The 12,404-nt window shown below is 48.3% G+C and carries 5 protein-coding genes; 1 reads left to right on the top strand and 4 read right to left on the bottom strand.

Annotated features, from left to right (window positions below):
- Positions 1-65: 65 nt before the first annotated feature.
- Positions 66-2,771, top strand: a complete 2,706-nt coding sequence (locus tag GS501_RS01520; protein WP_160830115.1) for a pitrilysin family protein — start codon at positions 66-68, stop codon at positions 2,769-2,771.
- A gap of 76 nt (positions 2,772-2,847) precedes the next feature.
- Here the strand turns inward: GS501_RS01520 and GS501_RS01515 are convergent, their stop codons facing one another.
- The 4 genes from GS501_RS01515 to rpsA form a co-directional block, all read right to left on the bottom strand.
- Positions 2,848-3,849: a glycosyltransferase gene (locus tag GS501_RS01515; protein WP_160830114.1), complete on the bottom strand. Its 1,002-nt coding sequence runs from the start codon at positions 3,847-3,849 to the stop codon at positions 2,848-2,850.
- 38 nt (positions 3,850-3,887) lie between these two features.
- Positions 3,888-6,878: a glycosyltransferase gene (locus tag GS501_RS01510; RefSeq protein WP_237442362.1), complete on the bottom strand. Its 2,991-nt coding sequence runs from the start codon at positions 6,876-6,878 to the stop codon at positions 3,888-3,890.
- Between the two features lie 13 nt (positions 6,879-6,891).
- Positions 6,892-10,242 carry a glycosyltransferase gene (locus tag GS501_RS01505; protein WP_160830643.1) on the bottom strand — a complete coding sequence of 1,117 codons (3,351 nt, stop codon included), beginning with the start codon at positions 10,240-10,242 and terminating at the stop codon, positions 6,892-6,894.
- Between the two features lie 232 nt (positions 10,243-10,474).
- Entirely contained in the window at positions 10,475-12,184 is a 1,710-nt protein-coding gene (rpsA, locus tag GS501_RS01500) for a 30S ribosomal protein S1 (RefSeq protein WP_160830113.1), read from the bottom strand.
- Positions 12,185-12,404: the final 220 nt, after the last annotated feature.

Below are 12,404 nucleotides of genomic sequence, written 5' to 3'. Positions count from 1 at the left end.
AAGCCCTTTACTAGAGAACAGCAATATCTCTTTGGCCGTCTCACTTTAACTATGCTGGAGGTCCCGTGTCTCACACGTTTTCTCGTTTTGCGCTTTTAGCTGCTTCTTTTCTGACCATACTTCCAGCGGCAAGGGCAGCATCGACCTCTAGCCCACTCTCTCCATCAGAAGCCTCATCGGAGATCTCTTCTGCTCCCGTCCTGAGAGCAACATTACCAAATGGCCTCCGCGTCGTGATCATTCAAAACCGCCTCGCCCCTGTTGTACAAACAATGGTGAACTATGAGGTCGGCGGTGCAGACACACCCAAAGGCTTCCCCGGCACAGCGCACGCACTTGAACATATGATGTTCAATGGCTCATCTACCCTGAGCCGCGATCAGCTATCCACCCTAAGTGCTCGTTTAGGCAATGATAATAACGCAGACACAACATCAGACGTCACACAATATTATTTTACTGCCCCTGCATCTGACCTTGATGTTCTCCTAAAAATTGAAGCAGGACGTATGGAAGGGCTAACATTAGCCGATAAAGAATGGCAGCATGAGAAAGGAGCGATTGAGCAAGAAGTCTCACGCGATCTTTCAAGCCCTATTTATCGCTACCTCTCACAAGTTCGTAGCATACTCTATCACAACACACCGTATGAGCATGATGCACTTGGTACACGTGCCTCCTTCGATGCCACCACAACACAGCAACTACGCCAATTTTACCAAAACTGGTATGCTCCCAATAATGCTGTCCTCATCATTGCTGGGGACATTGCCCCTCAACAAACACTTGAGAAGGTAAAGGCTATTTTCGGCCCTCTTTCTTCACGTCCACTTCCCCCGCGCGTTCCCGTAACGCCACAATCCCTCAAAGCACAAAAACTCTCACTCCCAACAGACCTCCCTATTGGACTTGTCACCATGGCATGGCGTATGCCTAGCCAACGTGACCCTCTCTACGCAGCGGCCACACTTCTGAGCGATGCCCTCGCTAACGAACGTGCAGAACTGTTCACACTCGTCCCCCAAGGCAAAGCCCTAGAAACGGGGTTTCTGTACTCGCCAGAAGCACAAGGCGGGATCGCCACAGCCTATGCCGGCTTCCCTAAAGGAGGAAATGCCAACGCATTACAAGCCCAAATGGCACATATTCTCGAGAATTATCGCCAAAATGGTATCCCTCAAGAACTGATCGACGCCGCACGTCAACGCGAGATTGCCGCTCTGGAGTTCAATGCCAATAGTATTTCCGGCCTCGCTGACAGCTGGTCACAAGCTGTTGCTGTCCAGCATCTTAACAACCCACAAGACATGATCGCGGCTTTTCGGTCCGTTACGAAAAAACAAGTGGATGAGCTTGCCCGTCAATGGCTTGAACCTCAACAAGCCATCACCGCCATTTTGACACCAAGTGATTCAGGCCACCCGATCTCGGATAAGGGATTTGGTGGTACTGAATCTTTCAGCACGCCACCAACAAATAACGTCACCTTGCCCGATTGGGCTCAAAAAGCATTAGCACGATTAACGCTTCCTCCGGCATCACCTCAGCCTGTTAGTACCGTTCTACCCAACGGATTAAGGCTTCTCGTCCAACCAGAACATGTAAGCCATACAGTAGAATTGTTCGGCTCCATTCGCCAAAACCCTGCTCTCGAGCAACCTAAAGGAAAAGAAGGCGTCGCTGGCCTTACTGATGGTCTCTTCCTTTATGGAAGCCATCACCATGATCGTCTCGCCCTCGCGCGGGCTCTAGACGACATTTCTGCCGATGAAAATGCAGGCTCTTCATTCTCGCTCAGCACTCTTACGCAGAATTTCAGCGAAGGTCTTGCGTTATTAGCTGAGCATGAACTTGACCCCGCTTTTCCCGAAAAAGCTTTCCTCATCACCCGAGAACAAGCAGCTCAGGCTCAAATAGGCACACTCCAATCGCCAGGTTACCATTTTGGCCGTGCTCTACGAAAAGCCTTAGTACCCTCAACAGACCCGACATTACGTGAAGCCTCTCCCGAAGGGATTCGTCACATTACACTTGATGATGTGAAACGCTATTATGCCACAACATACCGCCCAGACCTCACAACAATCGTCGTGATCGGTGACATCACCCCCGAAAAAGCACGCCAGGAAATAGAAAAAACATTCGGTCAATGGAAGAATGATGGTCCCACACCATCCCTAGATCTCCCACCTCTCCCTGATAGTCATGCCTCTCAGGCTGTGATTCATGATCCAGGGCGCTCTCAAGATAAAGTCACCCTCGCTGAAACCCTTAGCATGAATGTGAAAAACCCTGATCGCCATGCCTTAGCTGTGGGTAATGAGATCTTGGGAGACGGCTTTTCCTCACGCCTCATGCAAGATCTTCGGGTAAGAACAGGGTATGTTTATGGTGTCGGCAGTGCCTTTGATTACTCTCGCACGCGCACAAGTTTCTCTGTCGGCTTCGGCGCTGACCCTGACAAAGTCAATAAAGCCCAAAAACTGGCCCTAGCAGACATCGAAATGTTACGGCAAAAACCCGTTTCCCCCGAAACACTCGACCTCGCCAAAGCAACACTTTTACGCAGCCAACCTATGGGCCGTGCAAGCTTTAGTGCTCTGGCAGGAACATGGTTAAGCTATATTGATCTGGGATTACCGCTCGATACACCCGATCAAGCAGCACGCGCTATTTATGCGATGACCCCTCAAGAAGTCCAAGCCGCTTTCCATCGTTGGATCCGGCCTGCCGATATGTCACGCATCATCCTTGGCCCTGCACCACAATAACACATTCCAAAAAAAACCCCCTTCCTTGTTCATAAGCAAGAAAGGGGGTCATTACTTCCGAGAAAAGAAAATACTCTTAATTCGGCCGTCCTAATAAATTTTCTTTTTGAAGATGGTCAACAATCTTCTGAATCCGGTGGACGTAAAGATGCTCTTTTTCCGTTCGTTCTTGAGCTTTACGAGCCATCTTTATGCGTTTCTGATCATCATGCAGATATTCATCCACGAGCTTTTCAAAATCGCGACGGTTAGAAAATACTGGGATTTCATCGGCAGCATAATAACGGCGCAACTCGTAGGTTTCTTCATGAAAAGCCTGGAAAGCACCAGCCAAAGCAGCTTCAAATGTACGAGGTCCTGGGGTCGACGGTGAAATCATGAAGCGCTTATTTTCAAAATGAAGCGAACGACCTAAATTCAATACAATCTTGGAACGGCTATAAAGCTCGACAAGCTGTTTCTTCTCAATACGCGCATCAGAAAAACCAATACCCATATCCCCCCAACCTGGGCCAATAAACCGCGTATTTAATTTCTCCAAAACAGGCATCAAATTACGTGCAACCTCTTTGCGCGAGCTAAACGCCACCCCACAAAAGAGAACGTCTATCGTTCTTTCTACTTTCTCATCAATCGGGACATAATGCAGCTCATGGCATGCCCCTAGAGGCATATGGAAAACGCGGTCACGCTGATAGAAATGATGCCCCCAACGATCACACGAAAAAATCACATCAAAATCATCATTGATTTGGTAATGTGCATCCTGCTCGTAAGGATCTTCCGTTGCCCAAAAAGTTGTCGTTGCACCAATTTTTTTCGCCTCACGAGATACTTCTCCAAAATAAGTGCTCTCTGGCAGGTAAGATCCCATTGCAAAGACGAGAACAGGACGAAGCGTCCGAACAGAAGCAGCCGCAGAAGAAATGTCAACGGCCGTAACATTCCCCTCACCAAAACATGCGACCAAGCCATCCATGATCGTCTCACGTACCTGCGCATTGGCATGGCTCTCGTAGCGACCACCGCTACATAGCAAGACATGTCCCTTCGCCTTGAGCCCTTTTTCCGTCGTCATATGCTCTCTTTCCGATTCATATTACCACGTCCACCCACTTATGAAACAAGGGACGCTGCCATGATTTCCGCTAACCGCGCTTTGAAAGCTGCTGGATCAACATCTCGCTTAACAGCTTCTAGCGCTTCGTATCTCACATGCTGCCACAGATCTTCATTGTCATATAGTCTTCTCACAGCTCGCGCAAAAGCTCCAGGATCATCTGATGGAGCGCTCAACAAAGCCTCTCCCTCTCGCCATCCAACTTGTTCTTGCAATAACGTTGTCGCAACAATTGGAAGACCATAAGCCGCAGCTTCATGGAGCTTAAAAGGCAACCCTCCAGCAAAGCGCGTTGGCGCCACAAACACACGACATTGATCAAAAAGGGGCTCTAAATCCTCCACAGCTCCTAGCAGTTCCACACGCGGATACCGCGCCAGCGGTGTCAGATCAACGCTAGGATCACAATAGCCTGCGATACGTAAAACAACATCCTCCGGTAGATCATCAAGATGAGGTAGAACATCCCGCACGAACCACATCATACTATCGTAATTAGGAGATATCTCGCTATGCATAGCCCCTAAGAATAGAATATCTTTACGATCTCGATACGGTCGTGACGTCGGCATTGGATGCATCGCATGACCTAGAACGGAAACATTTGAATATCCCGCCCGACGAATCAAAGACGCATCATGTTCAGTAACAGCAACGATTTGTTGACAGTAATGAGCGCTTTGCAGCTCTTCTTTCAATAAATCATCAAGATTCTCGACTTTTGACGATACATCCTCTCCCAAGATACGGCGCCGGAGAAGTGTTCTTGGAGCGGCAACAACTTCTGTATCCAGAACGGCGGCACAACGAAATAAGAAACGACTAGCCTCACTTAAGATCGGCAATAATCGCGTCATATTATGTGTACGACCAATCCAAATGAGATCATAATAACCCGCACGCTCTTCCAAAAAACCTGCCAGTGTTGACATATCTTGATCCAGAGCAAGCTCTACATCTTCTGGAAATTCACGATATAATAGAAAAGACTCTTCTCGCGCCCGCATGACCGGATATACCGTTACGCGGTATCCCATCTCTGCCATCGACCGAATGATATCATTGGATCTTACATAGCCTGACCCTAGACCCCGCAAAGGTAAACGATCCTCAATAAAGAGAACCCGTTTACAATCAGGTTGCTGCCGTTCGCGCCCTAATAAGGCATTTCTCACATGCGGTGGCTGCTGATAGCGTAAAAACTCTTTATGTGCTTGCGCGAATAACTTCCAATGTCGTTGAATCAAATTATGTGATCCAGCATGCCCGGAACTACCGAACTCTAAATGCTCCACAACGACACATGGGTCATAAATAATTCTTACGCCTAGTTTCCCTAAACGTACACAGAGATCTGTATCTTCAAAATAAGCCGGTTTGTAACGCTCATCATAACCGCCTAGACGACGCAGAAGACCAGTCCGAATCAGAAGAAAGGCCGCCGATCCATAGTCAACTTCGCGAACAAAATTCGCTTCTGGTAAATTAGGATCATCTTCACGACGATACCCATACGTCGCACCGTCTCGCCAAATCACAGATCCTGCTTCTTGAAGACGCATATTGGATCGTATCAACTTAGCGACCACAGCACCTGTTGTCTCACACTGATATAACCGCTTCAGTGCACAGGCCAATGCATTGGGATAAAGACGTAAATCATTATTAAGATACAAAGCAGCCGGCGCTTCTACATGACGCAAAGCTTCATTACACCCAGCCAAATAACCAATATTCCTACTATATCGCAGAATATCCGCACCGTGGATGAATGTTTCTATTCGAGATGTTTCATCTGTAGAGCCTGAATCAACAATAATCAGTTGAATATTACCTAGATAATTCGCTCTTAACGACGCAACAGCTTGTAATGTTAGCGTAATTTGGTCATGAACAACCATAATTACACTAAGTTCGGGCATCCCTGAAACACTGAAATCCAACGGGTTACGCGCAATACTTGACAATAACATTGCGGCTTCTCTCTGGAATAAGAGACGCGATGATCCCTCTTCTATCTCAGCGGCTTGAGCACCCGTTGACCGTGCATAGCCCCGTCTCTCAGCTACATAACGCGCAAAAACACTGTCATATAAACCACTCTCACATTGCGCCTTTACTAACGGATTTTTCCCATAGTGGGCTAGATCAACCCCCTCTTCGGGAGAACGGCCCTCATGAGCGCCGAAACGAACAAAATGTTCATACGCGTTACGAAACATCCCAGCTTCAAGAGTCGGGATAATATCGGGTGAGCCAGCCACATATTTCTCTTCTGAGAAAAAAGGATTCGGATCATAGTTGCGAGGCGTGTCATTCGTTAAATAATGGTGCAACGCATTCGCGTATCGACCTTCCTCGATCATGTGCTGAACGTCAGGATAGGTCTGTACATACCAAATGGGATCAAAATACCATGATACCGGCGCCGCATCCGCAATGGTGGACGGCAATACCAACCAAGAGGCGAACAACCCGTCTTCCTGGAAACATTCTGGAAAGCGTGACCTTATTTCTCGACAAGCATAAAGATCAAAGAAAGCACTTGCTTGAAGCCCATGAGTTTCCCCCTCTTCAAGATAGTGATCATAGCCATTCCAAAAACCAGATTTTGATAAAACTCGATCCGTCAGAGAGGGCAGCCGACGTCGATAAGCCACTTCATCAAAAAGCCAGTGAGGCGAATACGTGCGATAGCCTTCCTTACAATAGTGCTCAAACCCTGACTTCCAGGTCTGGGATAGAACCCCTTTCCTCACATCAAGATACGTCTCGCAATACCATTTTTCATCAAAATAGCGATTAGGCGAGTGCCCATACGCACATCCGACCTCGCGATAAAAGAGCTGAATATCTGTATAATTCAACTCTTCCATCCAAGATGTTATCTCTGGATAACGCAAACGGTACCACGCTTCATCAAAGGTGAACCAGCGTGGCCGACGCCCGTCTGGAGGCATACCAAACGGGCCAGACGACGTCTTCATAAACTAGGACCTTTTACCGCTTTAGCAATCGACTAATAAGCGAATACATGCGTTCCTCTTGTTCGCGAGAAACAGGCTTGTAATCAACCTCTACAGCGCGTCCCTTCTTAAAGGTCACACAAAGTTCTGTCGCTCCCATACCACACAAGTCACCAATAAAATTAACGAGAACCACTTTCCAGCGTCCCTCCATTTTATTGATCTGCCCCTGCCAAGGACGCAAAGTTTCATGGAACCCAGAACATAATGGCGCATCCCGATGAACCACTTGCACATCTCCACGCGCAAAACGTTCAACCGCAAAAAGACCAACGTCGTCTTGATCCTCGCTCACCATAGCAACAAAGATCTGACCTGAACGTGTCAAATTCTCTAAGAAACTCCAACCACGCACAAAAAGAGCACCGCGATCTGGATCGTCTTCTCCCGTTCCCTCAATAATGTCAAACGCATCAATGAAGTAGCACATGACACCGTGCTCATAGGGATAGAAAGGCCCTTCAGGGAAGCGTGAGAGACGAATTCCCCTCAAGATACCATCACTTTGCAGCACACGACGGAAATCACTCAGGATAACATCATTCGATGGTGGCTCCGTATAGACCGTTTTAATCTTACTTCCTTCTACTGTAATCCCATGGGACAGCAGCTGGAAAGCACCACGACCATTGATAACGTTTACAAGCCCAATGCGATATCGGCCTTCACACCATTTCCCACGCAAAGCCGCTTGAGCTGCAAAGCCAGTACGACGTGGGACATCACTCCCGAAAAGTCTCGAAATATCAGAACGGATTTCCCGTGCCGCTTCGATAAAGATGAGAGGCTCATCAGGCTGGTCACTAATTAAAACAACATGCACCTGCCCAGACGTGGTAACACCAGGCAAGAAGGTCCACCCACGAATGTGGAATTCGTCAGCCGGTTTGAAGCGTTTTTCATACCCTTCAGACAAGACACAATGACAAATATCGTCCACGTAACACTGCGCACCCTGAATGGCGAACCAATCCTGGATGTTCGGCGGCAAGCAAATCGAAAGATCATGCCGGATCGGTGGATCAAAAATATGACGCGGAGGCGCCTGATGACGCCATGATGAGAATGGAAGCAAATGCAACTGCCCAGCATCGAACTGAAGCTCAGAAACCCCCATGCTCTGACGCGGTGCAATACGACGATATAATGCCAACAAGCCCTCGCCATATTCCCCCTCATGTGTCCACAATTTGGGAGAAATGGCCTCCATCATCTTCTTACGTAATGTATCGGAGGACCGTAGAAGCTCTAAACGTTCTAAAACGATATCAGGACGACTGACTGGCACTTTAAAGCCATTCACCCCATCCGTGACACGATCACCAAGTGCACCAATATCCGTCACGATGGGCACAAGACCATGCTGCCAGGCTTCAGAGAGCGAAATACAATAAGTCTCTGGCCATATAGATAGAGCAAGCGACACATCCGCCTGTTTTAGAGCAGTCGTACTTCCAATATCATAACGCCCATGAACCGTTACATTGGAACGCTCCATACGGTCAAAAACACTTTGATAATCCGGGTGGATATACCCAAAAATATGAAAGTGGAAGTGAGCCGGATGTGCTACCTCAATCAGTGACAGGATCGTATCCGCTCCCTTCGTCCGAAGGAAATTCCCCACGATAGCAACGCCAAGTGGACGTCCATCCAAAGGTGTATATTCCTTCGGCACCACGGGAACCGTCGTTTCTGGGCTCGGAATACCATTCACAAGGCTCATTTTACGATCCAGCACAGGATAAACCGTGTGCATCAGATTTCGTGAATGTTCCGTGCCAAACATTACCGCATCAACATGATGCAACATCCGGCTGATAAAGGCTCGTCGTGTCTGCTCCCCGCCATACTCAACGCCTTCTGCAATCTTGAGCATCACATCCATCGCCAAGACAGAGGAGAATTCTCCCTCTACATAACGCCAATCTTGGTTCAACAAATTATAACGTGATGAGACCAACCAGAAATCATGTGCTGAAAATACGACACCTGTTCCATTGGCCTTCGCAATAAGTGGCAATGACAGGGCATGGTGACCCAAATGCTGGAAATGTACAACATCAATATTATACTGGCTGATCACCCCAGAGAACATCGTCTCTTCTGCGGCATCGCACACAACATCCTGCCAGGGCTGTTCCGCAATCTCGAAACACTCCAGCTCTTTCCCTGCTGCCGTTATCAATCGGCAAAAATTACCGCGACGTAACCAGTAGAAAAATTCAATGTCACGGCCCAATAGGGAACATAAACCCCGTTGATAAACCTCTACACCGCCCCATTCTTGCTCATGAATCGTAGAATGTGTGCAGAGCAAAACCCGCAAACGATTGCGGCGACCCAATAACTCAACACCACGCCCTTCATGGCGCTTAAAATCAGCGCCGGTAATGTCACGGATTTGTTCTAAACGATGTTCATAAAGATGCTGTTTTAAAACAGCCTTCTGCGCAGCAATGGCAGATCGGCGACGTCCTGCTTTATTGTTCAATAAACGGCCAACAGCCTCGACCACTTCATCAGGATCATAGGCCAGGCTGACACCATCTACACTCTTAAAGTGAACGGGATCCATCCCCGGGGCGACTTCCACAACCTGAGCAGCCCCAGCTAAGGCAAGTTCAAAAAAACGAGGCCCAGGAGCTGTCGCCTGACTGACATCCCCATGACTAGCATAATCACGAAACATTGTGAGTGTCACAGCACTCGCATTCGCAAAATCAATAAACGCTTCGTGACTGACAGGGCGCTGTAATGCCAAATTTGCGATATCATCCGGCAATGGAGGAAGATATTCATTCCCCGGACAAATAAGCTTTAAACGAGCATCTGGAAAAGCAGCGATAACCCGACGCAGCGTCTGCACACGGTTCGGCCACATCGTTCCTGCAAAGAAAAGATCGTAATCAAAATCTCCATCAGCCTGAACAGGCCGCTCATGCAGCCAACGACTCCCCGCTAAAGGTAAATAATGCCCTTTTTCACCATAAGCCGTTACACATGAGGGATCATTGGTAAAAATAAAATCAAATAATGGTCCAGCCTCAACATTGAAGTCCTTCATGAAAGGATCTTCGAATGTCCAAAGAATCATGGTGCGAAATGCAGGACGTACGCGGCGCATCAACGCTGTATTGAGACGCTGCCCATCAATACAGAGGAACGTATCGTGCTCTCCTGAAGCAGCTAGTCCCCCCAAACTCATATTATCTGCGACGACGACATTATCCTTGCCGAAGAGAAGCTCTGCCGCTTGCTTGATGGCAAGTGTAAGATATGAATTGGGGTTATGTGTATAGTTCGTATTATAAATGACAGCCATCATTCCCCCTGAGCGCGACAGTTTACTTTGTGCGTCTTACTTCTCTTAACAGAAACTGCGTCAAAGCCATACCTCTCAGCACAGCTCAGCAACCCATCACGGTTCTGTCACTCAACCGAATAATCCGCCAAACCAACGAAAATAGATAAGGGCGGTCTTTAACACGACCGCCCCCACTTATACAGAAACAAATACCTCTAGTCTATTTCACTAGAGATAAGATTTTCTTATTTTAGTCCTCGGTAGTACGACGACGAATAGCCGCACCAAGAATATCTCCCAAGGAAGCCCCGGAGTCAGAGGAGCCATACTCGCTGATAGCTTGCTTGTCTTCTTCAACTTCACGACCACGAATGGTTAGTGCGAGTTTACGCGAAGCACGATCAAGCGTCACAACCTTGGCATCAACTTTCTCACCAACAGCGAAGCGCTCTGGACGCTGCTCTGCTTTATCACGAGCAAGTTCACCGCGACGGATAAAGCCAGTGAGGACATCGTCCACCTTCACTTCAATACCATTGCTCTGAACCGCTGTGACCACACTGGTAACAACATCACCCTTGTGGATACGCGCTAGAATGTCAGCAGCTGGGTCATCCTGAAGTTGCTTAATACCGAGGGAGATACGCTCCTTCTCTGCATCAACATCCAGCACCTTCGCCTGAACAACCTGCCCCTTTTCATAACGGGACATCATCACTTCACCAGGCTCATCCCAGGACAGATCAGACATGTGAACCATGCCGTCAATGTCAGCGGAGAGACCAATGAAGAGGCCGAATTCTGTGATATTGCGGATTTCACCCTCAATAACAGAACCAACTTTATGTTCCTCAGCAAACTGCTCCCATGGATTACGCTGAACTTGCTTCAGCCCCAAGGAAATACGACGTTTGCTGCTATCGACATCCAAGATCATCACTTCAACTTCCTGAGAAGTTGCAACGATCTTGCCTGGATGTACGTTCTTCTTCGTCCAAGACATTTCAGAAACGTGAACCAGACCTTCAACACCTGGCTCAAGCTCTACGAACGCACCATAATCAGTGATATTCGTCACGCGACCAGAGAAGCGTGCATTGACTGGATACTTAACAGCCACATTCTCCCATGGATCAGCCTCAAGCTGCTTCATACCCAAGGAAATACGCTGCGTGTCAGAGTTAAAGCGGATGACCTGAACACGAACTGGCTGGCCAATCTGCAGAGCCTCGGAAGGATGATTGATCCGCTTCCATGCGATGTCCGTGACATGCAGAAGCCCATCACCACCGCCGAGATCAACAAACGCACCGTAATCAGTGATATTCTTGACCACACCGTCCAGAATCATGCCCTCTTTCAAGCCCTGGATGAGCTCTGAGCGCTGTTCTGCACGAGTTTCTTCCAACACAGCACGACGTGAGACAACGATGTTACCACGGGCACGATCCATCTTAAGGATCTGAAACGGCTGTGGCTGTCCCATAAGTGGGCCGACATCGCGCACAGGGCGAATATCAACCTGGCTTCCTGGCAAGAAGGCCATTGCACCACCCAGATCTACCGTGAAACCACCCTTCACGCGACCGTAGATCGTGCCATTTACGCGTTGATTATTCGCAAATGCGCCTTCAAGCGCTGTCCAAGCTTCTTCACGACGTGCCTTTTCACGAGACAGAACGATAGAACCATCACGGTCCTCGTAACGCTCAATGTAAAGTTCAAGCACATCACCTGGCTTAACGTCCGGCGTCACACCTGGAGGGCCGAACTCACGAAGAGAAACACGCCCTTCGCTCTTCAATCCGACATCAACGATTGCATAATCATCTGTCAAACGAACGATGCGGCCGCGAACAACCGAACCGTCAAAACCTGTATCGCTACCGAGAGTCTCGTCCAAAAGAGCAGCGAAATCTTCTGTACCGTGATTCGAGGTATTCTGAGTGGCAGAAGCCATGTAATTCCAATTTTCCAGGGCCCAACTTAATCAAAGTGGATAGCCCAAGCTTTGCGCCGTCCTCTTCCATCATGCTGAAATATAACGACGTCTCCTCCCTTCTCGCAGCTAAGAGAGAGAGTCTATGATAAAATGACAATGTCCTAATACACCAAGTACGGGACACCCCCATGGCACAGCTGCATGCACATGGCCTTGCTTCAGCAATCACTTTAAAGTG

Origin of the sequence: Saccharibacter sp. 17.LH.SD (assembly GCF_009834805.1) — a bacterium.
GTDB lineage: Bacteria > Pseudomonadota > Alphaproteobacteria > Acetobacterales > Acetobacteraceae > Saccharibacter.
This window is presented reverse-complemented; position numbering and strand designations above follow the sequence as displayed.

Bases quoted from the DNA above. Each gene is read 5' to 3' on its own strand.
- GS501_RS01505 (WP_160830643.1), bottom strand. From the start codon at position 10,242: ATGGCTGTCATTTATAATACGAACTATACACATAACCCCAATTCATAT.
- GS501_RS01510 (WP_237442362.1), bottom strand. From the start codon at position 6,878: ATGAAGACGTCGTCTGGCCCGTTTGGTATGCCTCCAGACGGGCGTCGG.
- GS501_RS01515 (WP_160830114.1), bottom strand. From the start codon at position 3,849: ATGACGACGGAAAAAGGGCTCAAGGCGAAGGGACATGTCTTGCTATGT.
- rpsA (WP_160830113.1), bottom strand. From the start codon at position 12,184: ATGGCTTCTGCCACTCAGAATACCTCGAATCACGGTACAGAAGATTTC.